Annotated in this window: 25 protein-coding genes; 4 read left to right on the top strand and 21 right to left on the bottom strand. The window is 59.1% G+C overall.

Features of this window, described 5'->3' with window-relative positions; genetic code table 11:
• Positions 1 to 15: 15 nt before the first annotated feature.
• Genes ACP26L_RS15480 through ACP26L_RS15445 form a run of 8 tightly spaced genes read right to left on the bottom strand, consistent with a single transcriptional unit; the run spans position 16 to position 8,998 of the window.
• Positions 16 to 651 carry a methyltransferase domain-containing protein gene (locus ACP26L_RS15480; protein WP_426453779.1) on the bottom strand — a complete coding sequence of 212 codons (636 nt, stop codon included), beginning with the start codon at positions 649 to 651 and terminating at the stop codon, positions 16 to 18.
• Positions 652 to 668: 17 nt separating this feature from the next.
• Positions 669 to 1,703, bottom strand: coding sequence for an SAM-dependent methyltransferase (locus ACP26L_RS15475; RefSeq protein ID WP_426454965.1), 1,035 nt, complete (start codon positions 1,701 to 1,703; stop codon positions 669 to 671).
• Positions 1,704 to 1,708: 5 nt separating this feature from the next.
• The gene (locus ACP26L_RS15470; RefSeq protein ID WP_426453777.1) at positions 1,709 to 2,485 is read right to left on the bottom strand and encodes an ABC transporter ATP-binding protein; all 777 of its coding nucleotides are present in this window, start codon (positions 2,483 to 2,485) and stop codon (positions 1,709 to 1,711) included.
• Positions 2,486 to 2,494: 9 nt separating this feature from the next.
• Positions 2,495 to 2,836, bottom strand: a complete 342-nt coding sequence (locus ACP26L_RS15465; protein WP_426453775.1) for a cyclic-phosphate processing receiver domain-containing protein — start codon at positions 2,834 to 2,836, stop codon at positions 2,495 to 2,497.
• Positions 2,833 to 3,681 (bottom strand): deoxyribonuclease IV, encoded by an 849-nt coding sequence (locus ACP26L_RS15460; RefSeq protein ID WP_426453773.1) that lies wholly within the window; start codon positions 3,679 to 3,681, stop codon positions 2,833 to 2,835. The genes ACP26L_RS15465 and ACP26L_RS15460 overlap by 4 nt, the downstream gene beginning before the upstream one ends.
• A 27-nt stretch (positions 3,682 to 3,708) precedes the next feature.
• Positions 3,709 to 4,518 carry an Fpg/Nei family DNA glycosylase gene (locus ACP26L_RS15455; RefSeq protein WP_426453771.1) on the bottom strand — a complete coding sequence of 270 codons (810 nt, stop codon included), beginning with the start codon at positions 4,516 to 4,518 and terminating at the stop codon, positions 3,709 to 3,711.
• A 56-nt stretch (positions 4,519 to 4,574) separates the two neighbouring features.
• Positions 4,575 to 6,716, bottom strand: coding sequence for a ribonuclease H-like domain-containing protein (locus ACP26L_RS15450; RefSeq protein WP_426453770.1), 2,142 nt, complete (start codon positions 6,714 to 6,716; stop codon positions 4,575 to 4,577).
• Positions 6,713 to 8,998 (bottom strand): DEAD/DEAH box helicase, encoded by a 2,286-nt coding sequence (locus ACP26L_RS15445; protein ID WP_426453768.1) that lies wholly within the window; start codon positions 8,996 to 8,998, stop codon positions 6,713 to 6,715. The genes ACP26L_RS15450 and ACP26L_RS15445 overlap by 4 nt, the downstream gene beginning before the upstream one ends.
• A 673-nt stretch (positions 8,999 to 9,671) precedes the next feature.
• On the opposite strand from ACP26L_RS15445, the gene ACP26L_RS15440 reads away from it, so the two are divergent.
• Positions 9,672 to 10,526 carry a carotenoid biosynthesis protein gene (locus ACP26L_RS15440; RefSeq protein ID WP_426453766.1) on the top strand — a complete coding sequence of 285 codons (855 nt, stop codon included), beginning with the start codon at positions 9,672 to 9,674 and terminating at the stop codon, positions 10,524 to 10,526.
• Between the two features lie 205 nt (positions 10,527 to 10,731).
• Here the strand turns inward: ACP26L_RS15440 and ACP26L_RS15435 are convergent, their stop codons facing one another.
• The 6 genes from ACP26L_RS15435 to ACP26L_RS15410 all read right to left on the bottom strand — a co-directional run bounded on the left by ACP26L_RS15435 (position 10,732) and on the right by ACP26L_RS15410 (position 15,220).
• Positions 10,732 to 10,941: a hypothetical protein gene (locus ACP26L_RS15435; RefSeq protein ID WP_426453764.1), complete on the bottom strand. Its 210-nt coding sequence runs from the start codon at positions 10,939 to 10,941 to the stop codon at positions 10,732 to 10,734.
• Between the two features lie 93 nt (positions 10,942 to 11,034).
• Positions 11,035 to 12,027 (bottom strand): metal-dependent hydrolase, encoded by a 993-nt coding sequence (locus tag ACP26L_RS15430; protein ID WP_426453762.1) that lies wholly within the window; start codon positions 12,025 to 12,027, stop codon positions 11,035 to 11,037.
• A 2-nt stretch (positions 12,028 to 12,029) separates the two neighbouring features.
• Positions 12,030 to 13,004: a lysophospholipid acyltransferase family protein gene (locus ACP26L_RS15425; RefSeq protein ID WP_426453761.1), complete on the bottom strand. Its 975-nt coding sequence runs from the start codon at positions 13,002 to 13,004 to the stop codon at positions 12,030 to 12,032.
• Positions 13,005 to 13,058: 54 nt separating this feature from the next.
• Positions 13,059 to 13,829, bottom strand: a complete 771-nt coding sequence (locus ACP26L_RS15420) for a GNAT family N-acetyltransferase (RefSeq protein ID WP_426453759.1) — start codon at positions 13,827 to 13,829, stop codon at positions 13,059 to 13,061.
• A 316-nt stretch (positions 13,830 to 14,145) separates the two neighbouring features.
• Positions 14,146 to 14,838, bottom strand: a complete 693-nt coding sequence (locus ACP26L_RS15415; RefSeq protein WP_426453757.1) for an LrgB family protein — start codon at positions 14,836 to 14,838, stop codon at positions 14,146 to 14,148.
• Positions 14,825 to 15,220, bottom strand: a complete 396-nt coding sequence (locus tag ACP26L_RS15410; RefSeq protein ID WP_426453756.1) for a CidA/LrgA family protein — start codon at positions 15,218 to 15,220, stop codon at positions 14,825 to 14,827. The genes ACP26L_RS15415 and ACP26L_RS15410 overlap by 14 nt, the downstream gene beginning before the upstream one ends.
• Before the next feature lie 130 nt (positions 15,221 to 15,350).
• On the opposite strand from ACP26L_RS15410, the gene tlp reads away from it, so the two are divergent.
• Positions 15,351 to 15,578, top strand: coding sequence for a small acid-soluble spore protein Tlp (gene tlp, locus ACP26L_RS15405; protein WP_426453754.1), 228 nt, complete (start codon positions 15,351 to 15,353; stop codon positions 15,576 to 15,578).
• Positions 15,579 to 15,720: 142 nt separating this feature from the next.
• Here tlp and rnz read toward each other — a convergent pair whose 3' ends face one another.
• Together rnz and metH are read right to left on the bottom strand one after the other, a co-directional pair.
• Positions 15,721 to 16,665, bottom strand: coding sequence for a ribonuclease Z (rnz, locus tag ACP26L_RS15400; protein ID WP_426453752.1), 945 nt, complete (start codon positions 16,663 to 16,665; stop codon positions 15,721 to 15,723).
• Between the two features lie 108 nt (positions 16,666 to 16,773).
• Positions 16,774 to 20,208 carry a methionine synthase gene (gene metH / locus ACP26L_RS15395; protein WP_426453751.1) on the bottom strand — a complete coding sequence of 1,145 codons (3,435 nt, stop codon included), beginning with the start codon at positions 20,206 to 20,208 and terminating at the stop codon, positions 16,774 to 16,776.
• 305 nt (positions 20,209 to 20,513) lie between these two features.
• Here metH and ACP26L_RS15390 point away from each other — a divergent pair, with 305 nt between their 5' ends.
• Positions 20,514 to 21,056 carry a 1,2-dihydroxy-3-keto-5-methylthiopentene dioxygenase gene (locus tag ACP26L_RS15390; RefSeq protein WP_426453749.1) on the top strand — a complete coding sequence of 181 codons (543 nt, stop codon included), beginning with the start codon at positions 20,514 to 20,516 and terminating at the stop codon, positions 21,054 to 21,056.
• A gap of 141 nt (positions 21,057 to 21,197) precedes the next feature.
• On the opposite strand, the gene ACP26L_RS15385 is transcribed toward ACP26L_RS15390, so the two are convergent.
• The 5 genes from ACP26L_RS15385 to ACP26L_RS15365 form a co-directional block, all read right to left on the bottom strand.
• Positions 21,198 to 21,992 (bottom strand): HAD family hydrolase, encoded by a 795-nt coding sequence (locus ACP26L_RS15385; RefSeq protein ID WP_426453747.1) that lies wholly within the window; start codon positions 21,990 to 21,992, stop codon positions 21,198 to 21,200.
• Positions 21,993 to 22,110: 118 nt separating this feature from the next.
• The gene (locus ACP26L_RS15380; RefSeq protein WP_426453745.1) at positions 22,111 to 22,608 is read right to left on the bottom strand and encodes a hypothetical protein; all 498 of its coding nucleotides are present in this window, start codon (positions 22,606 to 22,608) and stop codon (positions 22,111 to 22,113) included.
• Between the two features lie 32 nt (positions 22,609 to 22,640).
• Positions 22,641 to 23,642: an aldo/keto reductase gene (locus ACP26L_RS15375; RefSeq protein ID WP_426453744.1), complete on the bottom strand. Its 1,002-nt coding sequence runs from the start codon at positions 23,640 to 23,642 to the stop codon at positions 22,641 to 22,643.
• A 17-nt stretch (positions 23,643 to 23,659) separates the two neighbouring features.
• Positions 23,660 to 23,863, bottom strand: a complete 204-nt coding sequence (locus ACP26L_RS15370) for a DUF896 domain-containing protein (protein WP_013916635.1) — start codon at positions 23,861 to 23,863, stop codon at positions 23,660 to 23,662.
• 148 nt (positions 23,864 to 24,011) lie between these two features.
• Positions 24,012 to 24,269 (bottom strand): LysM peptidoglycan-binding domain-containing protein, encoded by a 258-nt coding sequence (locus ACP26L_RS15365; protein WP_426453742.1) that lies wholly within the window; start codon positions 24,267 to 24,269, stop codon positions 24,012 to 24,014.
• Positions 24,270 to 24,549: 280 nt separating this feature from the next.
• Here ACP26L_RS15365 and lexA point away from each other — a divergent pair, with 280 nt between their 5' ends.
• Entirely contained in the window at positions 24,550 to 25,170 is a 621-nt protein-coding gene (gene lexA, locus ACP26L_RS15360) for a transcriptional repressor LexA (protein ID WP_426453741.1), read from the top strand.
• Positions 25,171 to 25,268: the final 98 nt, after the last annotated feature.

The raw sequence follows: 25,268 nt of genomic DNA, 5'->3' as shown, positions 1-25,268 counted from the left end.
TTGCAAGAATAAATTTTATGGGGCTGGGAATCTCTTGACTGCGGCGGCCGTCCATACCATTTTCGGTTTGTGATAGCGGTTCATCGGGCCCTCCGTCAGCTCCAGCAGGTCCCATTCCTGCAGCAATTCCTCCAGATGCCTGCGGTCAAAGAACCGCTTGCGCTTGCCTTCCCATTCGTAATACTCCGGCTCAAGGAGAACACCCTGCCCGGCACCGTATTCTGTGTTCCGGACTGAATTCACCCGGCACAGGAGCGCACCTCCCGGACGCAGCACCCGTGCGATCTCACGAACGATATCCACCGTAACCGCCCACGGAAAATAGTGCAGGCTGAGATCGGCGATCACCACCTGAGCCGCCCCCTCTGCAAACGGGAGCGGCTCGGTGAGATCCAGCTGCCTGGCCTCGGCCTCCGGTACCCGCTCCTTCAGCCGCCGCAGCGCTTCCGCGGAGGCATCGCAGGCAATCACATGAAATCCGCGCTCGCTGAGGTAAAGCGTATCATTGCCTGCCCCGCACCCGAGATCAATTACCGGCATATCCCGTGAGGCCTCCAACTGCGGCAGGAAAGCCTCCAGCCAGAGGTCATAGCGGACATCCTCGGGCCTCAAAGCCCCATAGATGTCATCCCAATAGGTTCGATCCGGCACGCGGAGTTCCTGCCTTTCTATTTCTTGATGAAGAACAGTGTAAGCTCTTCCCGGTTGTGGAACAGCTGCTTGGCACGCTGCAGATCAAGCTGCGGCGACAAGTCCTCTACCACTTCCCGGATCGTCTGAAACGCCTTCTTGTGCATGAGCTTCACCGTGATGATCGCCGTACCCCCGCTCTGCAGCGAATACAGCAGCCCGTTCACCAGACGCGCCATCTGGCGGTGGCTCCAGCTCATGTCGCACACGAGCAGGTCGAAGGCGCCTTCCCCGAATTTGACCTGATCGGCCTTCTTCGGCAGATAGGTCAAACGGGGATGGCGCAGCAGCGAAGCATCCAGCTTCGCCGGGTCGACGGCCGTCACCTCCAGGCCGCGTTCCAGAAGCAGCGACGTCCAACCGCCGGGGGCCGCGCCGATATCGAGCGCGCTGCGGTAAGCCGCCAGGTGGAGGCCGAAGGTCGCCTCAGCCTCAAGCAGCTTGAACTTCGCCCGGGAGATCTGCCCGTCCTCCCGGCGGAAGCGCACGGCGCCGCCCGGCCAATCGGACAGGTTCTCCTCGGGACGCGACAGCCCGAGATACAGCGCGTCGTCCGTGCCCAGCACGGAGAGCACAAGCTGCGCTCCGCGGACCACAGGCTCCGCCTGGTATTCACGGGTGAGCAGCTCCTCGGCGGCCGACTTCAGCTCGGGCAGAGAGAAGTCCGGCAGCGCCGAGCCTTCTCCTTTGCGCAGCTGTACCGCGACGGTCCGGCCGGAGATCTTCTCCGCCTGTTCCCCGGCAAGATACGAAGCCAGCTCCCGGACCGCCTCCTCGGTCGAGCCTCCCCAGACAAGGACCCGGTCGACCGGCTGCAGATGCCGCAGGAATACAGGCTCCTGCTCCTGCAGGCGCCCCACCGCCTCTTCGCGGGAGAGCTCCAAGCCGAAGATGAAGATCTCGTTTGGCACCACCCATTTGGTCTTTACGTCCTGCCCGAACAACCGACGGATCTCCTCGGACGCCTGCTGGGCGAAGCCTCTGTTCGCCGTACCCAAAAACTCGCTAGTCATTTCACTCATGGCTGCACCTTAATCCAAGGCCGGTCCCCCGACCACTCGATCGAGAGCGGCACGCGGAACGCCTTTTCCAAATGTGGTTCTGTCAATACTTCCTTCTTCGGTCCTGCTGCCAGCACACGTCCCTCCTCGATAAGAAGAACATGGGTGAACAGCGGGATAATCTCTTCAATATGATGCGTCACATAGATGACGGTCATGTTCTGGGCGGCCAGCTCGTTGATGTTCGCGAGCAAACGCTCTCTCTCGTAGAGATCCAGGCCGGCACACGGCTCGTCCATGATGAGAATCGACGGTCGGGTCATGAGCGCCCGGGCGAGCATGACTTTGCGGCGTTCCCCCTGCGAGAGGGTCGACATCGGCTGCATGTCCAGATGCCTAAGCCCGACGGAATCGAGCATGGCAAGTGCTTTTTCGCGTACGCCTTCGGGGATTTGTTCATAAAATCGGAGATACCCGTACTCGCCTGTGGCGACGATCTCCCACACCGGATCGGCCGGACTCAGCTTCTCGTACAGCGTCTGGGAGATGTAACCGATGCGTTTGCGCACTTCGCGGACGTCGCAATCGCCGTATGTATTGCCCAGCACCTCCACTCCTCCGGAGGTAGGGAATTGATAGCCGTTGATGAGCTCGAACAGGGTCGTCTTGCCCGAGCCGTTGCGCCCGAGGATGACCCAGTGCTCGCCTTCCTTCACTTGAAGGGTTACATTCGAGAGAATATGGCGCTGCTCGCGGATAAAAACAATATCGGATAAGGACATCACTTGTGACATATGAACCACCTATTCTTGTGCGGATTCGGCTGCTGCCTGAAGCAGCTCGGGAGGGACGGGGCCGGACGACAGCTCCACGCTCTCCGGCTTGGAGGCGTACAGTGCCTGGTACATGCTCTGCCGCCCGGCAATGGAGGACGAATGCAAGAAGATCCGCCGCGGGAAAAGCGCATCGTTGATCATCGCATGCACGAGATCGAGCCCGTTCGGCTGCCCCCAACCCAGATCAAAATCGAGAGAAAGGATGTCCACCTCGCACTCCTTGAGGAGCAGCAGGCACTCTTCGCCGCTGCGGGCCAGAACAAAACCCGGCGGGCAGGCGCGCCAATCGTCCATATACACATGGATCATGAATCTCTCAGCTCCTCCAGATAACGGATTTCGGGCGCGTGGGTGAGTCCCCGGGGCACTGGGGTTTCGAGCACCAGGGGCAGCGATTTCCTGCTGCGAAGTGCGGGCGAAGCCAGCAGCTCACGGAACCGTTCCTCCCCCATCTCGCCCCTGCCGATGATGGCATGCCGGTCTTTGCCGGCTCCCCAAGGGTAGACGGAGTCATTGAGATGGAGGGCATGCAGATGAGGCAGATACCCCGTCTGCACCGCATGCGCCTCGAGCCGGGACCATCCCTTCTCACCCGATGGCCATAGGCCTGAGGCAAACGCATGACACGTATCGAGACAAAAGCCGACTTTGTCCGGATAGGCGCACAGCGAACGGATCTGCACGAGCTCCTCGAAGGTCGTCCCCATGCGGGAGCCCTCTCCCGCCTGGTTCTCGATCAGGAACATGGCCTCTCCCTTGTAGCCGTGAAGCACTTCATTCACACATTGTATAATATTTTTGTAGCCTTGTAACGGGTCGGGCCCCTTATATTTACCAAAATGCACAATGATGCCGACAGACCCGCACGTGTCCGCGATCTCCAGGTCGTTGCGCAGAGAGGCCACCGTCGCTTCACGCAGCCCCGGATCGTCTACGGCCATATTGACCGGATACGGGGTATGAGCGATAGCGGACAAGCCGTGTTCCCTGCACAGCCGGGCGCAAGCTTCGGCATCCTGACGGTTGAAGCTCTTGACGGCAAGACTCCGTGGATTCTTCGGAAAATATTGATAGGACTCTGCGCCCAGCTTGAGTGCGGTCCGGGCCGCTTCGGTGTATCCTCCGCGGATACTGATATGACATCCGAGTCTCACGTAAGGTCATCTCCTTCCGCCGGGCGGTCAGTGCTGGCAGTTCTGACAGCAGAACGACTTCTTCGACGAAACCTCCTGCCTGACGATCGGCTGGCCGCACCGCTCGCACGGCTTGCCCTCCGCATCGTAAACCCGGCAGCGGTCATCGAATCCGCCGGTTAACGGATCGCCCGGGTACAGCGGCATTTCCATATAGCCGCCATAGCGGGTCGCTTCCGTCAGCACCTCCCGCATGGAGGTATGCAGCTTCCGGTACTCCTCCGCGGACAGCGTCGCCGGACGCCTTGCCGGCAGCAGCTCCGCGATGAAGCAGATCTCGTCGCTGTAGCAGTTGCCGATGCCGGCCAGCACGCTTTGGTCGACGAGATTGATCTTCAGCGTCCCTTTGCGCGTCCGCAGCCGCTCCTCGAACGCCTCCACGGTCAGCGACGGGTCGAACGGGTCGGGTCCGAGCTTCTTCATCAGCTCGGCGGTCTCCTCGGGCGTATGCAGGTGCAGGTAGCCGAGCCGCAGTCCAATAAAAAACAGATGCTCATCCCCAAACGAGATGCGCACCTGTACCGTACGGTCCGGCTGGTCCTCCAGCCTGCCGTAATATAAAATGCCGCCGATCATGAGGTGCAGCACGAGAACATTCCCTGTCGTCAGGTGAAACAGCAGGTGCTTTGCACGGCGCTCGATGACACGGACGGCCGAGCCGACCACATCTTCGCGGAACCGCTCCGGCGCCGTATTGATGGATTTCTCGCGGCCGATCTCTACGCCGGTGATCGTCCGGCCCGTAATGCGGCCGCTGAGCAGAATGCGGTAATTCTCCATTTCGGGAAGCTCGGGCATGGGGCAGGTCTCCTCTACAGACAGATCTTCCCTTGTATTGCCCAAATCGGGAACATTTATACGCTCCCGGCCTCTCCGGTATCTCCGAACAGGGAAAGCTGCTCGCCGTCTCCAGCTGCGGTTGCCCGCTTGCGCTGACGCCGGGACGTGACCGGACCGACGGCGGTTGAATCCGCTTCGGCCGCCGGGAGGGCCGGCCGCTGCTTCCGTGCGGCAGGTGAGGATCGGCGCACCGTCTCCGCCTGAAGCGCCTTGCGCTCAAGCCGCTCCACCCGCTTGGCCAGCGCAGCCTCTTCCCCCTCCCCTGCTCCCGCCCCACGCGAGGACTTTCGTTTGCTGCTGCGCGTCAGCGAGCCGCGCCGCCAGAGCAGATCCTGCGCCTGACGGGCGTAAGCCAAGGCGAGATCGTACTGCTTGGTCTTGTGCTCATGGTACATGGACAGCTCAATGAATGGTTCAAGAGAAGCGGTCCGGTGGCCCGCCTTCAGCCCGAGGTAGAGCTCCCACAGCGCGCAGGCTTCCCCATAGCGCCCCCGGCGCTTCATATACTGCGCGAGCGGGAGCAGCGGGGACGGAACACCGTCTGCGGCATCCTCTCCCGTAGGCGGCCGGATTGATTCCGGCGCCTCCGAACGGAGGGAGGAGCTGGAATTGCCGGAAGCTAAGGCGGACTCGTCGTCCTGGAGGGCCCCCGACGCTTCCTCTGCAGGGCTATCCGGACTGGCGTCCGTACCTGCCGTAGGGGTGCAGGAGGCAGCCCCTCCAGCCTGGCGGCCTGCCGGCTCCGCCGAGAGGTCTTCCGTTCCTGCGTCCGTACCCGTCACCGGAGCAGAGTCCACCCATTCCTCGGCCTCTGCCGCTGCATCCTCTGCCGAAGGCCCGCACGCCAGCAACTCCTCCGCCAGGGCGAGCAGCGCTTCATCCGCCTGCCCGGCCAGTCCGGCTTTCTCGAGCCACAGGCCGAGCCGGAACCACTCCTCGGTGCCGTAAGCGCGGATGTCCTTCCAGCTTAGACTGCCTTCGAGCAGCCGGGCGAACAGGACAGCCAGCCCGGCGAGGGAGAGCACGTCAAGCTCGTTGTGCAGGAAGACGCCCTGCAGCACGAGCGGGTCCTTCTCGGCGAGGTAGCGAAAATACAGGACGGGCGCCATCGCGCCGGGCACGTCCCCGTCCCGCCGCACGCCAAGCCGCAGCTCTTCGACCAGCCCGAGACGGCACGACGGCAGGGTATGCTTCCACAGCCGCCGCGACGGATACAGGAAGTCGAGATGCGCAGCAGGCTCTTGGTCCATCCGCAGCCGGTTCATGATGTACCGGTTGCGGACGATCGGCCAGTCAAACGACTTGCCGTTGTAGGAGATGAGGATCGGGCGGGCCTGCAGCTTCTCCTGCAGGTAGCCGAGCATCGCCGCCTCCTCGCCCGGATGGCGGATCAGCATCTGCTCCACGATGAAGGAATCCTCTTCGTAGAAGCCGATGCCGATCATGAACGGCACGTTGCCCGCTCCATGGCCGAGCCCCGTCGTCTCCGTATCGAGGAACAGGAACTGCCTGTGCCACCCGTCGGGCGTATTGCCATCCGGGAGACCGGCCGCCAAGAGATCCGACTCCCTTACGGAAGCTTCGCTAAACTTTCCAGGGATCTCTTCCCTTGCCTCTTCCCTTGCCTCTTCAGCTTGTAGTTCAGCCTGTAGTTCAGCCTGAAGTCCCGCCTCCACTACAGCCGGTCCGCTAACCGCCCTGCCGGATAGCCCGCTGCTCCATGGCCCTTCCGTCAGCAGCGCTTGGAGCGCATGCGCCCTTCCGGCCAGCGCCCCGAGCTCGGCCGTACCGTGCATGTCCTCGGCGCTGTACGTGCGCCGCCGGAGCACGAACTCGCCCCACTCGGTTACGGCCATCGCGGCGCCAACAACGTGCCATTCGTCCTGATCGGCAGCCGGCTCGCTGACGCCCATCCCCCCGGCCGTAACTCCGGCGGAAGACGGCGGCTCGCTGGCCCCCGCAGCTGCAGCATCCACGCTCCCTGCAACTGCCGGCTCTGTAGAAACAGCTCCGCCCCGCGGTCCATCGTCTGCCGCCTCGGATTCAGCGGCCGAGCCGGCCGGGCCTGCCCCTTCCTGCGGGTCTGCAGGCTGGGTCCCGCCGGCCAAAGAGCCCGGCTTCTTATGCCGCAGCAGCCTCTCCCGCAGCGAGCTCATCGCGAGCCTCCCAGCCGCTTCAGCAGGCCGAGCGAGAGCTGCTTGCCGGTCAGCCCGACCTCTTCGATCGGGCCGACGCAGGCCGGACAGCCGCTAAGGCAGCCGCACGAGGAGATGATCCGCTCCGCTTCGGCGAGCATCTGACCGTGCACCTCATACAGCCGCTCGCTGAGGCCTACGCCGCCCGGATAGCGGTCGTAGAAGAAGATCGTCGGCTGCTTGTTGTGCACTGCTTTGACCTGCGGTACGACACGGATGTCATGCGGGTCGCACATCAGGTACAGCGGGGCGATATGCACGAGCACGTTCGAGAGGCCGAGCAGCGCGAACTGCATGTCGTTCACCGACATCTGCGCCGCCACTTCCTCGTCGAACGTGAACCAGTAGGAGCTCGTATGCAGCTCCTCCTCCGGCAGGTGGATCGGTCCCGAGCCGATGTTTTCATGCGTGCGGAGTTTGATTTTTTTGAAGATGGTGGCCTTCGCATTCACCGTCACTTCGCCGAACTGGCGCTTCAGCCCGTGATCCACGGCCTCACGCTGCACATGCAGTACCTTAAGCTGGACAGCCAGCGATGCATCAGTGAAGTAATCGACGTCGACCTCGCGGATGTAGGCCTTTTTCTCTTCGTAATCGAGCTTCTCGACCTGATACTGCACACCCTCGTGGATATAGATCGCTTCCTCGTGGATCATCGTCGGCGCGCTGAAGCGGTCGACCTCGCCGATCACCTTGGCGCCGTTTGTCATGTCGATGATAATGAAGTTCTCCTGCGCCGCCGAGCGCAGCGAGATATCATGCGCCGGGAACGATTGCTCCATCCAGTGCCAGCGGTCCTTCACCCGGTGCAGGATGCGCTCCTCGGTAAGGAATTCGAGGATGTCCTTCAGCGACTCCCCACCGAATTTCTCCCCTGCCTCGAACGGCAGCTCATAGGCCGCGCACTTCACATGATCGACGAGAATGATCAGATTGTCCGGCTCGATCAGCGCCCGCTCCGGTGGACGCTCGATAAAGAAGCGCGGATTCTGGATCATGTATTGATCCAGCGGATTGGAGCTCGCCACGAGGAACGTGACGGAGCTCTCCTGCCGTCGCCCGGCCCGGCCGGACTGCTGCCAGGTCGAGGCGATCGTACCCGGATAGCCATTCAGCACACACGCCTGCAGCTGCCCGATATCGATGCCGAGCTCCAGCGCATTGGTCGACACGACCCCGCGGATCTCCCCGCTGCGCAGCCCCCGCTCGATCTCCCGCCGCAGCTTCGGCAGGTAGCCGCCCCGGTAGCCGCGGATCGACTTCGAGCCGAGCTCGTTCACGACAAGCTCCTGCAGATACGTCAGGAGGATCTCGACACGGACGCGGCTGCGTGCGAATACGATCGTCTGGATGCCCTGCTTCAGCAGCAGCCCTGCGATCCGCCGCGTCTCAAGCACGCTGCTCTTGCGGATGCCGAGCTGTTGGTTCACGACCGGCGGGTTATAGAACACAAAATGCTTTTCCCCCGCCGGCGCCCCGTTGTTGTCCACGAGAGAGACACTCTCCCCAATAAGCCGCTCCGCGTGCTCCTTCGGGTTGTCGATCGTCGCGGAGGCGCAGATAAACTGCGGATTCGAGCCATAGAAGCGGCAGATCCGCTTCAGCCGCCGGATGACGTTGGCGACATGGCTTCCGAATACGCCCCGGTAAGTATGCACCTCGTCGATGACGATGTACTTCACGTTCTCGAACAGCTTCACCCACTTCGTATGGTGGGGAAGAATCGCCGAGTGGAGCATGTCCGGGTTCGTCACTACGATGTGCCCCGCGTTGCGGATCGCCGTCCGCACGGCCGGCGGCGTGTCGCCGTCATACGTATGCGTCTTGATGTCCGCTCCCATAACGTTCGCAAGCTCCTGCAGCTCCGCCACCTGGTCCTGCGCGAGGGCTTTGGTCGGAAACAAATAGAGCGCCCGTGCGCTCTCGTCGGTCAGTATGCCCTGCACAACCGGCAGGTTATAGCATAAGGTCTTGCCCGAAGCCGTCGGCGTGACGGTCACGACATGGCGGCCCTTCGCCACCTCGCGGAACGACTGGACCTGGTGGGTGTACAGCTGCGAGACGCCCCGTGCAGCCAGCGCCTCCGCCAGCTGCGGATGCAGCCCGTCCGGGAACGGCTCGTAGGCTCCTTCCCGCGGGGGGATCGTATGCCAGTACGACACCTGGTTCATGATCTCGGGCGTGGCCCGGATGAGATCAAGCATTTCATCTATGGATGACACTTTGCCTGTTAGTGGATTCATGAGAGTTCCGCTCCTTTGCTCATGAGCATTACCTCCCATTATATCGAATGCATGTTCGCCGGACAATCCTTTTTTATATTACGAACCCCATCAAGCCTCGCGTCCCGCTTGCCGGTCGGCCCCTTGCAGGCTCCCCTGCCATTTCAGGCTGCTCCGGTCGATGAACGTTTCCCAAGCCCGGCCGCCCCGGGACCCCTTTCGTGCGTAATTCCTTCTCCTTTGTCCACTTTCTTGATATCCCCGTATCATTTGTCCACTTCCCTTATATACATAGAAGGAGAGCCCGGACAGCAGACGGCCGAACGGGCCCCATCACCGGCTTCCCATGAATCCGAACCATGCTGCGGCACAGGCTCTATATGGGTAGGGCTTGCCCCGGGGAGGCATACGAGCATCTTCCGGGTACTAGCATTAACGCGATGCAGGCGGGTTCTCCCGGCCGGCGGTCTCCGTCCCATCGACGGGCGCCGGTCTTGGAGCGTGCAGGTCTCATGTTCAGGTTCGATCCATCCTGATGACGCGATCGGCGGCGGGGGAAGTGTACGCAGAGAAGCAGTTGTATCGAAAAAGAAACAGGCAAGTATCATGCTCTCCCTGCCTGCCCGGTATGCCGGTGCAGACGCAGGGCAGCAGTGGCAGGTGAACGCCGGCTCACATGGTAAACCAATGGGTAATGCGGTTAACATTGCTCTACATGGTCTGGTTTTTATGCGGTTATCTTCTGATCAGCGCGAACCTCATCCCCGCCTGGTTCGAGTGGGCGAACAGCCTGTATCTCATTCTCGGCGGAACTACGGCGCTGCTCTGGTATGTCCGGCGGTATGGAGCCCGGCAGGCGCTCATGCTCTTCGTGATCTGCGGAAGCGTCTCTTATGCCGCGGAGTGGATCGGGGTGCATACCTTCAGGTGGTTCGGCGCCTACCCCTACGGGCTCTCGTTCGCCCCGCTGGTGCTGGGCGTGCCGCTGGCGATTCCGTTCGCGTGGTGCATGCTGCTCATCATCGCAAAAGCATTCGCGCCCGTACCGCCGTCGGCAGGCGCATGGAAGGGGCTGACGCTCGAGCAGTCGCTCTCCTCCGGCAAAAGGGCGTTGAAGCAGGCCCGGAAGGCGGCCAAGCGGCGCAGCTTCTGGCTCCCCGCGGTCTGGGCCGCCTCCATGGTAACCGCCATCGACCTGCTCCTCGGCCCCTTGGCGGCACAGCAGCGGTACTGGACCTGGGAGAGCGCGAAGAACGCCGCTTGGAACATCTCCTTTTACTCCGTACCGATCAGTAATTTTATCTGCTGGTGGATTACTTCGATGCTCATTCTGAATACGGTGAATTACCTGCACGACGAATATTTTGAAGAGAACCGCGGTGCGGAGCGCACCGGTACCTTCATCCCCATGCTGCTGCTGCTGACTCTCGAATCGCTCTTCCTGACGCTCGCCGTCAAGACCGGCCTCTGGTGGGCGGCCAGTCTCAATGTGGGGCTCCTTCTGCTCCTCTTCCTCTGGAGATCGAAGGAGGTGCCGGTGCGCCCTTGATATTTTGGCGGGATCAGTCCTCATGTAGAAAAGACCTGAATCGGCGGAATCCGCACGGTTCAGGTCTTTGTTATCAGGGCTGTTGGGGGCGCGGCTGCTGTGCCGGATATGGATCAACGGAGCTGCGTCGAAGCCCGGAAAAACCGATATCACACCTATTGTCGATTCCTGCGCTTTCCCGGGAAAAGATCCGGGCGCCGCAGCTTCAGCTCAAATCGGAAGAATCATCATAATCATAACGGAAACCGTCCATGGCCGCCGCTGGGGACGCACCCGCAGACATCGCCGCTTCGGCATTCATCCTCAGCTTGGCGAGCACCTCCTGAAAGTGCCTGGCTTTCGAGCTTTCCGAAGACCGCTGCGCAATCTGCAGCGCCTGTTCGATCACCGCAATATCCTGACTAGTGAAATCCATGCCGCACTCCCTCCCGTGGGTTGCAATTTTTTTACCCATCTATTCTATCCCAGAGGAGGAAGCTTCATACCGCCTGCATTCACAAAAGTACCGCTAGACAAATGGCGGGTCCCATGCTTTCTTGCGCCAACCGAGCGACTGGCTGACGACGTTCAGGTCGCGGTCCAGCCGGACATCCACCCCAAAGGGGAGCTGGTGATTATGCCAGAACCGGACGTCGCGCCACTGCACGAGGTAGCCGTCCCCGAGAGCCGCCGCCTGTACATGCACCCGCTGGGCAAAGCCCAGGAACGCACGAACGCCGTCCGTCGTCAGCGTCGCCTGGATGACCGGACCCTCGGCACCGATTCCCTTCGGATACACGTCCAGCACGCTGACCTTGGCGCCGCGCACGAGCCCCGTATAAAATTGGTCCTCCGTCTCCTTCACGAACTGCCAGCACAGCGGATGCAGCCCGGGGATCACATGCGTAGTTCCGGAAAGCCGCAGCCCGCTCTCCACAAGCCGCACCACTCGCCTCCGATACAGCAGTCTTCCTACGATATAAAGAAGGGTAAGCCCGTAAATCCACGCGAACACCCGGGCGGCTTCGCTCCCCCCCAGAATCCAGAACAGCAGTCCGGCACTGTGCAGAGCAAACAGGAACGGATCGAAGAGCGGCAGCGCATCCAGATGCCGCCATCTGCGGCAGAGCGGCCGGAAGCACTGCACCCCATACGCATTCATCCAGTCCAGGAAAACATGGAAGCTTACCGCAGCCAGCCCCACTCCATACAGAAATGCGAGATGGGGCCACAAACCGAACCCCCATGCGGCGGGAACAGCAAGCAGAAGCGGCCAGAGCAGCAGAGCCGGCAGGGAATGGCTCACCCCGCGGTGAATTCGGATATAGGCGGCATAGCCTTTGAGCCTGGCGAACGTATCTAGATCCGGCGCATGGGAACCGACCAGGCTTACCGTAAGCACGGCGGCGAACAGCGCACCGTCCTGGGCCGCAGGGGGATAGAGCGCCGCCAAGCCCGCAAGCGTCGCGCCGAACAGCAGATGGCTTCCCGTATCCATACTCTCGCTTCCTCTCTCAGTCATCTTTAAGCGCTGAACGTACTGCCCTGCGGCGGTCCGGCCGCCGGTGCTCCTTCCGCGGCCTCGACACCGGTCTTGACCCCGTTCTCTCCCACCGCACCTTCCCACCGTTCTTCCGCATTGAACCAGTAGAACCACTCCGCCGGCCTTTCCCGGATGACCCGTTCCATATAGGCATGGAGAACATTCGCCGCCTCTTCTCGGGTGCTTCGATTGTACGTGGAGGCGAGATGGAGCGGCGGTTCAAACCGCAGGCGGTGGACGAATCCCTTCTCCCGCCAGCCGCAGAAGGGAATCACGGGTACGTTTCCTTCGATCGAAAGCGCAGCCGCTCCGGCGGGAATACGCGTCATCCTTCCGAAGAAGCGTGCTGGAGGGAACGACGGCCGCCAGAAGTCACCCAGAAGGAACACTACCCCGCCCCGCTGCAGATGGCCGCGCAGCTTCCGGAACTGCTCGAGCGGAGGCGTGCTGTCATAATCCAACCCGGGACAGCCGAGCTCCGCGAACCGGAGATACAAGGGGCGCAGCTCCGGACTTCCGGCTGTAGCCACGGTCAGGCAGTCGTACCTTTGACACAGATACCAATAGTAATAAAAGAAATTACCGGTATGCGGCGTATAGACGATGGCCCCTCTGCCCAGCTTCAGGACATCCGTCAGATGCTCCTCGCCTTCCGAACGAAACCTCCAGCGCCCGGTGTCCGTCAGCCGCCTTGAATCCACAAGAATCTCATACAGCGCCATGAGCACATGGAACAAATATTGTCTGGCATGCACCCTAAGCTCCCCTTCCGGGCGGGGGCCGAGCAGATCGTCCATGTTGCGCTTCACTTTGACCGACAAGCCGGCGGCCGGCAGCGCAGTGAGAACCCAGGCCGTTATAACGCACAGCATCCGTACAACCGGCCTAGGGATCAGGGCGAACATCCGCAGCCAGCCGCTCTCGCCGGAGGTGATTTTCCGAATCCAATCGTACACGTGGACCTCCTCCCTCATCTCCCTCAGCTCATTCAGCCCGCTGCGGCGACCGGTTTATCCTTTTAGAAAGTGCTTCCGGTAGCGCCGCGTTACCCGGTCTTTCTGCAGCACAATGAAGAAATCAACCGTTCCGAATATCGAATCGTAAGCCGGATCCCCGCCGATCTCCGCACCGAGCCATTGGTAGCCCTTCATGAGCGGTGGGAGCATGCGGAAGATCTCCTTTTCTTCGAGGTCGGTTTCCACGCTTCGCAGACCGTCAATCCGGTGCGTCTCCAGCGGGCGGACCCCGAAGCGGTCCGTCAGGATGCCTCTGCGCTTCAGCATCGTGCAGATCAGATTGGTCTCTTCGATGGTGCGCAGATGCACACTGGCGCAGCCAATCAGATATTGAAGCTCATGTCTGGTAATATAGTCCGCGATGCCTTCCCAGAGGAGGCCGATCGTTCGTCCGCCGCGGTAATCGGGATGAATGCAGCTGCGTCCAAGCTCGAGGGTATGCAGCCGGTCTACCGTAAAGGCACTCAGATCAAATTCCGACTCGGAATAAAATCCGATCCCTCCGCTTGCCCGCCGGCCTGGGAGCAGGCGGTACGTTCCGACTACACGCTGCGCCTCTTCATCCACCACCACCAGATGATCGCAGTAATCGTCATAGTCATCCGTCTCCAGTCCCTGCTCCGAGCGCAGCTTCATGTTCTTTTCTTCTTCCACGAACACGCTGTACCGTAGCCGGTGCGCCTGCTCGATCTCCTGCTCCCCCTGCGCAAGCCTAACTGTGAGGGCTGCCGGCTCTCGGGCGGCCCCGCCTTCCGTTAAGATCATCGTCAACACACCTTTCCCGGGGTTTGTGATGATGCTTTGTACTCTTTCTCAAGGGTAGCAGAGGTTTATTAAGCGAAGGTTCGGCGGGTGTAAAGCTTTTGTAAGAAGTTGGTAAGCTTGTCCAGCCGTAGAGAGCATTGGAGCAGCATTTTTATTAAGGCAATGAAATGAATGAACCGGTTAGAAACGGGGCGGATGCCGGAAACGGGCATATGCGAGTCATCCCTTCGGCGCAGGACAAAAAAGCCGGCAATATGCCGGCTTGCTTCATGTTATGCTTCTCATCGCAAACTTGATCTGTGTACGGATAGCGTACTCACTGCAGCCACCCATACAGCGGAATGAACAGCAGCGACGTGATGATCGCCGCGGCCCCCATCGCGAAGCCGCTGACGCTTCCCGCCAGCTCCGAATCACGGATGATGCGGGCGGTGCCGATGCCATGGGCCGAAGTACCGATCGCGGTGCCGACGGCGATGTCGTCCCTTACGCCGCTGAGCCGCAAAAATGCCGGCCCGAATAGGGAGCCGGTTAATCCTGTCAGCACGGTGAGCACCGCCGTCAGTTCGTGAAAGCCTCCCGCCTGCCGCGAAATCTCGATCGCCACCGGAGAGGTGACGGACTTCGGCATCATCGACAGCAGCAGTTCGCGGCTGCCGCCCAGCGCCCAGACGAGCCCTGCTGCAAGGAGCAGGGCGGCTACCGAGCCGGCCGTCACGCCTGAGAGGATCGGCAGCATGCTCCGGCCGATGCGCTGGGCATTTTTATAGAGCGGCACTCCCAGAGCAACCGTTGCAGGTCCCAGCAGGAACACGATGTAATCTCCGCCCTTGCGGTATGCCTCATAGGGCAGCTGCAGCAGGTACAGCACCAGCATGATCATAACGGAGCAGCTCAGCAGCGGATGCAGCGCCTTCCATTTTCGCTGTAACCCGAGCGCAGCGGTATAGGACAAAATCGTTAGTGCGATCCCGAACAGCGGCTGATCGGCAAATTCACGGATGTTCATGCTTCTCCCCCCTTCCGTGCGGTACCGGTGCGTTACCGGCTTCCTCCTTCACGCCCGGCTTCAACAGACGTACCGTCCAACCGGTGATCCACAGGACGCCGAACGTGCTGCCGAATAAGGATAAAAGCAGCGGCAGTGCTTCCTGGCCGATCCGGTCGAAGAATACCATGGTTCCTACGACAAAGGGAGCGAACAGCAGGAGCATATGCTTGACCAGAAATCCGCTCGCCTCCTCCACCCACTCCAGCCGGATCCACCCGAAAAACAGGGAGGCCGTGAATAGGATCAATCCGGTTACATTCGCCGGGAGCGGAAGATGAAGCAGCTCGTGGAGCAGCGCGCCGATCAAATAAAAACCTAGCAGAATGGCAAAACCGCGCATCTTGCCCTCACTCCCCTCAGTATGGTGGTGAAGCCCCACGTATGTATAAACCTTTCTCCCCCGTGGCATCGTAAAGGAGGCGCTGCAGGATGATTGGCGCCAACCAACCTAAGCGAGGGAGCGATGACTTATGGCGAAACCGGATAATCGCGCGGATAATGTAGAAAGAATCCAATTCAACATCAACCACACGATCTCCAACTTCAATGAAGCGGAAGAATATCTCGCCGAGCATGCCGATGAGATCACTCCGCAGGACCGTCAGGCCATTGAAGCCAAAAACGAACGCCGCCTCCAGTCCCTGCAATCTTTCCGTGAAGAAATTCGCGACGAAGCGAAGCATCGGGAGCAATCGTAATCTCTCCTTAGGACCTTAGAATGAAACCTCCTCCCCAGCCGGGAAGGAGGTTTTTCTTTTCTTAATACCCTGAATCCTGGAAGTCCCTCTCCCGGCTCGGTGAAGCAGGAGCGATACCTTCTCCACCTGCTTGGCCCGGGTGTTATCTCGCCCGTCTGCTGCTGACTTCGAAGCGGAAATGGTCGTGGGCCAGCTGGGTGTCCTCATGAACCGTGCGGGCTTCATCCCGCAGCATATCCGCCTCTTCCCCTTGGTAGCGGGAAGAGATATGCGTCAAGATCAGCGTGCCTGCGCCTGCCTCTTGGGCCGTCTTCGCCGCGTCGATGGCCGTGGAGTGATCATACATGACGGCCAGCTCCTTGCGGTGCTCGGCGAATGTCGCCTCATGAACGAGTACATCGGCGTCCTTGGCGAGCGTTACCGCGTGAACACAGGGCTGCGTATCGCCGAGAATGGTGACAATACGTCCCGGGATCATCGGCCCGATGAACTCTTCCGCCTTGAGCTTCGTGCCGTCCGGCAGCTCGACGTCTTCGCCGTTCTTGATTTTGCCGAAGATCGGCCCCGAAGTAAGACCAAGCGACTTTAAGCGCTCGGCATCGAGACGACCCTTCTGCGGCTTCTCGACTATCCGGTAGCCGAAGCTCTCAACGCGGTGCACGAGCGGCGCCGCGGTGACCACGAACTGGTCATCTTCGAAGACGACCTGCTCTTCCGGCTCCAGCTCGATAATCGTCGTCTGGTAGCCCAGGTGCGAATCGCTGACCCGCAGCGACGTTTCGACGAACTCGCGGATGCCTTTCGGTCCGTATATCGTAAAGGGCGTGTCCCCGCCTTGGTAAGATCGGCTCGACATCAATCCCGGCAGACCGTATAAGTGATCGCCATGCAGATGTGTGATGAACAGCTTCTCCAGCTTGCCGATCTTGACCGGTGCGCGGAGCACCTGATGCTGAGTGCCTTCGCCGCAGTCGAACATCCAGTATACGCCGCGCTCGGCCAAGAGCCCCAGCATGATGGAGGTCACATTGCGCTCCTTGGAAGGCATGCCGGCCCCCGTTCCCAGAAAATACAGCTCCACCTTCATCTCTCCCGTTCCTATACATGCTTGGTCAGAGCGGCTCTTCCCGTCAAAGGAAAAGAGTGGGGCCGCTTAGCCCCACCCTACCATAGCATACCCCAAACCGGATCTATCTTAGGCGTTAAAATAGCGCGCCTGCGGGTGAGCGAACACGATGGCGGATACCGAAGCCTCCGGCTCCATCATGCTGCCTTCCGTCAGCGTGACCCCGATGTCTTCCGGCTGCATCAGCTCGAACAGCTGCTGCTGATCATCGAGGTTCGGACACGCCGGATAACCGAAGGAGAAGCGCTGTCCGCGGTACTTCGCGCCGAAGCGTTCGGCCATCGTCATCTCCGCCGGATCCGGGAAGCCCCACTGATCCCGCATCATCTGATGGACCCGCTCCGCGAAGCCTTCCGCCATCTCGAGCGCGGCGGCCTGCAGGGCGTGGGAGCGTAGGTAATCGCCCTTCTCGCGCCACTGGGCCGACAACTCGCTGACGCCGTGTCCGGCCGTCACGACCAGGAAGCCCACATAATCCATCTCGCCGCTGCTTACCGGCTTGAGATAATCGGCAAGGCAGAGATATGGTTCCTTCTCCTGCCGCGGGAACGTGAATTTCTGCAGCACGCGGCTCGGATCCTGCGGATCGTAGACCAGCACGTCGTTGCCGTCGGACTGGGCCGGGAAGAAGCGGTACATCCCCTGCGCCTTGATGATGCCCGCCTGCTGGGCTTCCGCCAGAATGCCATCCACCGTCTCCTTGAGCTGCAGCGCCTTCGGATCCTTCTCGGCAATCAGGTTCTCGACCTTGCCCTTCAGTCCAAGATGGTGTCCGAGCAGCATCTGCATGTTGACGTACGGCACCAGGTGCGAGATCGGATAGTCGCGCAGCACGCGGCGCTCGAGATCCGGCGGCACCTGAACCGGTACGGTACGGTCTACCGTGGACGTCATGACGCGGGTCAGTGCCGGCATGCTCTCATCCTTGCGGCCGGCTTCCTTAACATCCGACTCCATGCTCTCCCGCAGTTCGCGGATAAGAACCTGGCGCTGCTCGGGATCGCTAAGCTTGTTGGCGATGTCAAGGCCGTCCATCGCATCCTTGGCGTACAGCACCATACCGTCGTATTCCGGTGCGATTCGCGTCTTCGTGAACTTGCGGGTGAGCGCCGCGCCTCCTACGAGAATCGGCACGTCGATGCCGGCATTCTTCATATCCTGCGCCGTGACGACCATTTGCTGCGCCGATTTGACGAGCAGGCCGGAAAGGCCGATCGCATCAGGCTTCTCTTTGCGGTACGCTTCGATGAGCTGCTCCGGCGGGACCTTAATGCCGAGGTTCACGATCTTGTATCCGTTGTTGGAAAGGATGATCTCGACCAGGTTTTTGCCGATATCGTGAACATCGCCCTTCACAGTAGCGAGGATAATCTTGCCTTTGACGGCGCTGTCCGCCTTCTCCATGTACTGCTCCAGATGGGCAACGGAGGCTTTCATGACCTCGGCGCTCTGGAGCACCTCGGCGACGATCAGCTCGTTGTTGTTGAAGAGCCGGCCGACCTCTTCCATCCCCTTCATCAGCGGTCCGTTGATGATGTCGAGCGGCGCATACTTCTTCAGCGCTTCCTCCAGGTCCGGGATCAGGCCTTCCTTCGTTCCCTCGACAACATAGGAAGCAAGCCGCTCTTCCAGTGTCAGGTTCGAGATCTTCTCCTTCTTCTCGACCTTCTTCACACGGAAGTAGGCGACGAATTTCGCCAGCGTCTCGTCCGTCGTATTGAAAATGAGCTCTTCCGCGAGCGCGCGCTCTTCTTCCGGTATGGAAGCGTAGCGCTCCAGCTTCTCGGTGTTGACGATCGCATAATCGAGCCCGGCTTTGGTACAGTGGTAGAGGTACACCGAGTTCAGTACCTCACGGCCGGCATCCGGCAGACCGAAGGAGATATTGCTGAGGCCGAGAATCGTCATCGTCTCCGGATACTTCTCCTTGATCATCCGGATGCCCTCGATCGTCTCCACGGCGGAGCCGATGTACTGCGGATCTCCGGAACCGACAGGGAACATGTTCGGGTCAAAAATGATATCCTGCGGCTTCATGCCGTACTTCTTCGTGAGCAGCTCATACGCACGGTCGGCAACTTCCATCTTCGCCTGCCGGGAAACCGCCTGCCCGCGCTCGTCGATGAGAATCATGACGACCGCCGCACCGTACTTATGGAGCAGCGGCACAATCGCTTCGAACTTCGACTCGCCGTCCTCGAGGTTGATCGAGTTGACGATCGCCTTGCCCTGGGAGTATTTGAGCCCCAGCTCGATGATGTGGTCATAAGTGGAGTCGATCATCAGCGGCACTTTGACCTTCTTGACAACCTGAGGAAGGAATTGATTGATGGCATAAGCCTCGTCAATATCCGTGTCCTGCAGATTGATGTCGATGATATGGGCGCCGTTCTTCACCTGCGTCCGCGCAACCTCCGAGGCTTCTTCGAACTTCTCTTCCTTGATCAGCCGTTTGAACTTCCGCGAGCCGGAGATGTTCGTCCGCTCCCCGACCATAATCGGCCGGTTGTCCGGCTCTACATAGACGGTTTCGATCCCCGAGATGGCCGGCGGGTGAACCCCGTCCTGCTTGCGCGGCTCGTACTTGCCCAGTGTCTCCGCCATGGCCCGGATGTGATCCGGCGTCGTACCGCAGCAGCCGCCGGCAATGTTCAGCCAGCCCTGCTCGGCGAAGCCCGCGAGCTTCATGGCCAGCGATTCCGGTGACTCATGGTACTTGCCGTTCTCATCCGGCAATCCGGCGTTCGGGTAACAGGACACGGCAGTACCTGCAATCTCCGAGAGGGTACGGATATGATCGCGCATGAACTCCGGGCCGGTGGCACAGTTGAGACCGAACGAGATCGGGTTCAGGTGCTCCAGCGAGACATAGAACGATTCGATGTTCTGCCCCGCGAGCGTCGTTCCCATCGGTTCGATCGTGCCAGAGATCATGAGCGGGAGCTTCACGCCCAGCTTGTCGAACGCATTGCGGATCCCGATGGAGCCCGCCTTCACGTTCAGCGTATCCTGCGAGGTCTCGAGCAGCAGGGCATCCACGCCGGCTTCAATCAGGGCCTCGGCCTGTTCCTGGTACGATTCGACGAGCTCGTCGAATGTCACGCCTCCCGTAACGGACAGCGTCTTGGTCGTTGGGCCCATGGCTCCGACGACGTAGCGCGGCCACTCCGGCGTGCTGTATTTATGGGCTGCTTCGATCGCCAGCTTGGCCGCGGCCAAGTTCAGCTCCCGGGCGCGATCCTGCAGATCGTACTCCGCCAGAACAACGCTTGTGGCGCCGAACGTATTTGTTTCGACCATATCCGCACCGGCGGCAAAGTACGCTTCATGGATTTTCTGGATGACATCCGGACGGGTAACAACGAGAATTTCATTACAGCCGTCAAGGTCCTCGCTGCCGAAATCGGCCTCCGTCAGATTCTCCTGCTGGATCATGGTGCCCATCGCACCATCCAGGATCATAATTTTTTTCTTCAGCTGCTCCTGCAGTGATGGCTTGTTCATTACCGCTTGATCCCCTTCCCCTGCCGTCCTCTTCCTTCACGACTCGGAAGGACAGTCCTGCATTTCTCTGTAGTAATGCACCCGCTGAGGCCGCTTGTACGGCCTTCACGCATAGTTTAACCCATAGTTTATCAGAAAGCGTCCTTAATGAAAAGGAAGGAATGAACCGATTTCACGAACTTTTCATCATATCCTATCGGATTTATGCGGTTTTATCATCGACAGAAGCCCCCTATTCCACTATAATACAGGGAGAGAAGATTTCCTGATCTATACTTACATTAACTGAAGAAAGAGGGATGGACATGGCAGAAATCCGCATCCGCAACACGAACGAGCGCATCTCCGGCGAAGAGAATGTGAGAGCGTTCTTAGATAAGCAAGAGGTACTGTACGAACATTGGAATGCAGCGAAGCTTCCGGCCGAGCTCCAGGAGAAGTTCATTCTGAGCGACGAAGAAAAAGCACAGATTCTCTCCACCTTCGACGAAGAAATCCGTGATCTTGCAGGCCGCCGCGGTTACAAAACCTGGGATGTCATTGCACTCTCGGACGCCACACCCAACCTGGACGAACTGCTGAAGAAGTTTGAGTCCGTCCACACCCACACGGAAGATGAAGTACGTGCCATTACGGCTGGCCGGGGCATCTTCATCATCAAGGGCACCGACGATGTAGGCTACTTCGATGTGGAACTCGAAGCCGGCGACGTCATCTCCGTACCGGAGCATAAAGCCCATTTCTTCACTTTGATGGAGAACCGCAAGATCGTAGCCGTACGCCTCTTCATCGAGACGGAAGGCTGGATTGCTCATCCTTACGACGATCCTTCGTTCCAAAAGGCTTAATAAGCCGATTTTGCACCACTGAGTAACAGATCAGCCTCTGCTTCGGCAGAGGCTTTTTGATTTGCTCTGCAGCCGAACGACAGGAAAAAAGCCTCGCCCGAGTGGACGAAGCTTTGGATAGGACGATGAATAAGTGCACTGCTACTCGATCGAATCGATAATCGGCTGGATGTCTCGCAGGGAACGGATCTCATGCACAGGAATAATCTCGTCGGTGCGTGTAAGTTCATGGCGGTTGATCCACAAGCTGCGCATGCCGATCGCATTCGAGCCCATGATATCGGTCGTAAGCTTATCGCCCACCATCAGTCCTTCATCCGGTTTAATCCCAAGCAAGCTGACCGCATGCTCAAAGATCGCCGGATTCGGCTTGCCCCGGCCGAACTCGCCGGAGATGATGATATGATCGAAATAAGGAGCCAGCTGCGGCACCCCGGCCAGCTTCTCCTTCTGGAGATCGGGCGATCCGTTGGTCAGCAGCAGAAGCTGGTAGCGGCCCTTGAGGGAATCGAGCACCTCGAAGGTTTCTTCGTAGACGATCGGACGGCTGCGCCGTTCCGCAGGGAACAGCTCGCCAAGACGGTATCCGAGCTCCGCGTCATCGATCCCGAGTGCGAGAAGTCCACGGGTCCAGGAAGCTGTCCGGTAGCCGGGGGCAAGAGCCTCGAGCTTACGGAACTCTTCCTGCTCCCCGCTCGTGAAGTTTGCCCAGAGTCCCTCGAACGGATTGATCCCGATCATCTTGGTGAACGGGAAGGTCTCGTACGACTCATATAAAGCTCTGGCTTCTTTGCGTACCGCTTCCTCGAGCTTCACCGGATCGACACCGGTCACTCGCGCTGCTTCTTCGCAGGTAGCCCGGAAGGCCTCCTGCACGCTGCGATCATCCCACAGCAGCGTATCGTCCAAGTCAAACAGAACAGCCTTGATTCCCATGTCTACAGTCCTCTTTCCCCCATAAAGTTAACTCTTCTGTATCCAATCAATTTATCGTTGCCTCTATTGAAAAAGGCACAAAACGCTAAGCCTGGAAGACAAATGCGTCATCCCGGACTTAGGCTTCCTGCTGCAGAGCAATGCCATGACGCTGGGCAAATGCAACCAAGTGCGGCCGGGTCTCCTCAACAGGGAATTGATGGTAGATCCGTGAGAATGCCCAGCGGGCGGATTTGCCCTTCATGGAGATGACGATCGAATCCTTGTTCACGGCAATCTCTTGAATATCATCCGCCTTCAGGCTGCGGTCTCCCCCAAAGCGGCGGGATGTGATCGCATGTTCTCCGATGCGCAGGAACGGTCTCCGTGCCCAAAACATCAGGAAGGCAAGAAAGATATAGCTCGCCCCGGTTACCCAATACAAGTTATCCGTGGCTGCCTGGCCCCGGAACGCAATAAAGCAAAAAACACCGGTAGCCACAAGCAGCATAGGCAGTACCCAGCTGCGGCCCCGGAATGTCTTAGCTTGATCGGCGGATGAACTGTCCGACGAGATAAGCCCCTGTCCGCTCTTCTTACGCTGAACATTTGTTACCTTGGTGTTCTTTCGAACCATTCGTGACCACTTACGCGACATATCCGAACCCCTTATCTCTCATCTATACTCTTCCGGCGGAACTTCTCGATAAAGCGCTGCGGATACTCTTCATCCAAGGCACTGACCTCGTCCAGCCGTGTCCACTGTTCCGAAGACAGCTGCCAGCCAAATGCTCCCATATTGTCCTCGAACTGCTCAAGAGTACTCGCTCCGAAGATCGGAGAAGTAATGCCCGGCTTATGGATCAGCCAGTTCAAGGCAACCTGAGCGGGTGTCTTCTCCGCTTCTCCGGCTACGGAAACCACCTCGTCAAGAATGCGGAAGTTCTTCTCGGTATTCCGAAGCTCCCAGCGGCTCTCCCCCGCCTTGGCCGACAGCCTTCCTTCCGTTGGTTCTTGACCGCGGACATACCGGCCGGTCAGGAATCCGCCCCCCAGCGGCGCCCAAGGGATGATCCCGACGTTCTCTTCCAGGCATAAAGGAATCATCTCTCTGTCCATGGTCCTGCAGACCAGGCTGTACTGCGGCTGAATGGAAATAAACCGCGCATACCGGTTAAAGTCACTGATCGACAGAGACTTCATCAGCTGATAAGCCAAGAAATTGGAGCAGCCGATATACCGTACCTTACCTGCGGACACGAGGTCGTCGAGGGTACGAAGCGTCTCCTCGATCGGCGTGACCTGATCCCACACATGCAGCTGGTACAGATCGATATAGTCCGTATTCAACCGGCGTAGACTTGCTTCCACTCCATCGAGAATATGCTTACGGGAGAGGCCTACGTGGTTAATGTTCTGACTGGTCGGGAAACGAACCTTGGTTGCCAGAATCACTTCGCTGCGCTTCTCGCGGATCGCCTTGCCGACAATCTCTTCGGACTTCCCGCCAACGTAAACGTTCGCCGTATCGATGAAGTTCCCCCCACGTTCCAAGAACCGATGGATCATTTCGATCGAATCCTGCTCATTCGTGGCATTCCCGAACGTCATCGTACCCAGACAAAGTTCGGATACCAGGATGCCGCTTCTGCCAAGCACACGATATTCCATGAACGAGCTTCCCCCTCTCAGTTCTTTCCTTCGCCTTCTTCTTCGTCGACAAACTTGATATTCTCAAGCTGCGTACGCAGGTTGGATTTGAAAGAGTCGATATACTTACGGCGAAGCTCGTTGCGTTCGTCCATCTCTTCATCCGTGAGACCTTCCGCTTTCGCTTTGCGGGCCAGTTCGTTAATGCGCTTCACCCTTACATCATGTTCCGATTCGCTCATGCCGTTCCTCCCGAAATTGGTAAGCCGAGGCACCACTTGCAGCTCCGGATCCCGACTGCAGCGGGCAGGCTTGTATCATTAATACTTTGACATTCCAAGTAGGGATTGTCAAGAGTTCGGAAGGAAACCAAAGGGCTCCAGGAGCCGGTTAGGGAAGCAGCAGCTTCTGCCCTGTCTGGAGGGAAGAAGACTTCAATCCGTTAAGCTTCTTCATCTTATCTATGTAATCGCGGATATCGTCATCCGGTGCAAATTCAGACGCAATCGCCCAAAGTGTATCTCCCTGGTGCACATACACGAATTCGTGCTCTTCCGGAGAGGTGCCGGCTGCGTGAGCATCCTGACCGGACAGGGAGGCTGAAAGCCCCCCAAGAAGGGCGAGCAGCATAACCAGAATGAATCCCATCGTTGCATAGCGTACGTATGTTCGCTTATTATTATGTTGAGACCGGGCTGCATGCTCCCGTCTGCGATATGTACTCTCATTAGAAGCCCGTCCGATCAGTGCAGTGTTCTGTACCATAACCGACATCCTCTCCCAAACATTTGTTCTCTTTTCGTTCTGGATTCAATTTATCACGAACAAACGTTTGTGTCAACGGGTTTTCTCGAACTAATGTTTGTACGAACTCCGGTTCTGTGTTATAATTCTACTAATCGATTACCAACAATTGGAGTGATATGGCATGAGCAAGATCTCCTCCCGGCAGCAGGCAATCTTGGAGTTTATTAAGAATGAAGTCAAAGATAAGGGCTATCCCCCTTCCGTCAGGGAGATCGGAGAAGCGGTCGGACTCGCCTCCAGCTCTACTGTACACGGCCATCTGGAACGCCTTGAGAAGAAGGGACTGATCCGCCGCGACCCGACCAAGCCCCGCGCCATCGAGATTCTCGACGGTTCTCTCGGTGACGGCGCCTATGCCGTATCGGTCGCCCATGTACCTCTGATCGGGCGGGTTACCGCTGGCGTACCGATCACAGCAACGGAGAACATTGAGGATTACTTCCCTCTACCGAGCCATTATGTCGGCGACAACAACGTGTTCATGCTCAGTGTTATCGGTGAGAGTATGATCGAAGCGGGCATTCACAACGGCGATTTCGTAATCGTCCGCCAGCAGCAGACTGCATCGAACGGCGAGATTGTCGTGGCCATGACTGAGGATGACGAAGCCACGGTGAAGACATTCTATAAGGAGCGCGATCACATCCGTCTCCAGCCCGAGAATCCCACCATGGAGCCTCTCCGGCTTAAGAATGTAACGATCCTCGGCAAAGTTATCGGCGTATTCCGCAACATTCACTGATCGCCCCCCTTCCGGAACGGCACCCTGCCGTGTCCGGATTTTTTTTGCCCTGTGTTCGAACGCAGCGGCCCTCAACATCTTACCTGCTAAGAAATCCA

Source organism: Paenibacillus sp. S-38, assembly GCF_049942825.1.
In the GTDB taxonomy this organism is placed as follows: Bacteria; Bacillota; Bacilli; order Paenibacillales; family NBRC-103111; genus Paenibacillus_G.
This window is presented reverse-complemented; position numbering and strand designations above follow the sequence as displayed.

Coding starts and splice junctions, on each gene's coding strand:
- ACP26L_RS15445 (WP_426453768.1), bottom strand. CDS start 8,998: ATGAATCCACTAACAGGCAAAGTGTCATCCATAGATGAAATGCTTGAT.
- ACP26L_RS15450 (WP_426453770.1), bottom strand. CDS start 6,716: ATGAGCTCGCTGCGGGAGAGGCTGCTGCGGCATAAGAAGCCGGGCTCT.
- lexA (WP_426453741.1), top strand. CDS start 24,550: ATGAGCAAGATCTCCTCCCGGCAGCAGGCAATCTTGGAGTTTATTAAG.
- ACP26L_RS15420 (WP_426453759.1), bottom strand. CDS start 13,829: ATGATCTTAACGGAAGGCGGGGCCGCCCGAGAGCCGGCAGCCCTCACA.
- ACP26L_RS15455 (WP_426453771.1), bottom strand. CDS start 4,518: ATGCCCGAGCTTCCCGAAATGGAGAATTACCGCATTCTGCTCAGCGGC.
- ACP26L_RS15370 (WP_013916635.1), bottom strand. CDS start 23,863: ATGAGCGAATCGGAACATGATGTAAGGGTGAAGCGCATTAACGAACTG.
- ACP26L_RS15385 (WP_426453747.1), bottom strand. CDS start 21,992: ATGGGAATCAAGGCTGTTCTGTTTGACTTGGACGATACGCTGCTGTGG.
- ACP26L_RS15475 (WP_426454965.1), bottom strand. CDS start 1,703: ATGACTAGCGAGTTTTTGGGTACGGCGAACAGAGGCTTCGCCCAGCAG.
- ACP26L_RS15415 (WP_426453757.1), bottom strand. CDS start 14,838: ATGAACATCCGTGAATTTGCCGATCAGCCGCTGTTCGGGATCGCACTA.
- ACP26L_RS15470 (WP_426453777.1), bottom strand. CDS start 2,485: ATGTCACAAGTGATGTCCTTATCCGATATTGTTTTTATCCGCGAGCAG.
- ACP26L_RS15375 (WP_426453744.1), bottom strand. CDS start 23,642: ATGGAATATCGTGTGCTTGGCAGAAGCGGCATCCTGGTATCCGAACTT.
- ACP26L_RS15390 (WP_426453749.1), top strand. CDS start 20,514: ATGGCAGAAATCCGCATCCGCAACACGAACGAGCGCATCTCCGGCGAA.
- rnz (WP_426453752.1), bottom strand. CDS start 16,665: ATGAAGGTGGAGCTGTATTTTCTGGGAACGGGGGCCGGCATGCCTTCC.
- metH (WP_426453751.1), bottom strand. CDS start 20,208: ATGAACAAGCCATCACTGCAGGAGCAGCTGAAGAAAAAAATTATGATC.
- ACP26L_RS15410 (WP_426453756.1), bottom strand. CDS start 15,220: ATGCGCGGTTTTGCCATTCTGCTAGGTTTTTATTTGATCGGCGCGCTG.
- ACP26L_RS15440 (WP_426453766.1), top strand. CDS start 9,672: ATGCGGTTAACATTGCTCTACATGGTCTGGTTTTTATGCGGTTATCTT.
- tlp (WP_426453754.1), top strand. CDS start 15,351: ATGGCGAAACCGGATAATCGCGCGGATAATGTAGAAAGAATCCAATTC.
- ACP26L_RS15435 (WP_426453764.1), bottom strand. CDS start 10,941: ATGGATTTCACTAGTCAGGATATTGCGGTGATCGAACAGGCGCTGCAG.
- ACP26L_RS15380 (WP_426453745.1), bottom strand. CDS start 22,608: ATGGTTCGAAAGAACACCAAGGTAACAAATGTTCAGCGTAAGAAGAGC.
- ACP26L_RS15430 (WP_426453762.1), bottom strand. CDS start 12,027: ATGACTGAGAGAGGAAGCGAGAGTATGGATACGGGAAGCCATCTGCTG.
- ACP26L_RS15365 (WP_426453742.1), bottom strand. CDS start 24,269: ATGGGATTCATTCTGGTTATGCTGCTCGCCCTTCTTGGGGGGCTTTCA.
- ACP26L_RS15465 (WP_426453775.1), bottom strand. CDS start 2,836: ATGATCCATGTGTATATGGACGATTGGCGCGCCTGCCCGCCGGGTTTT.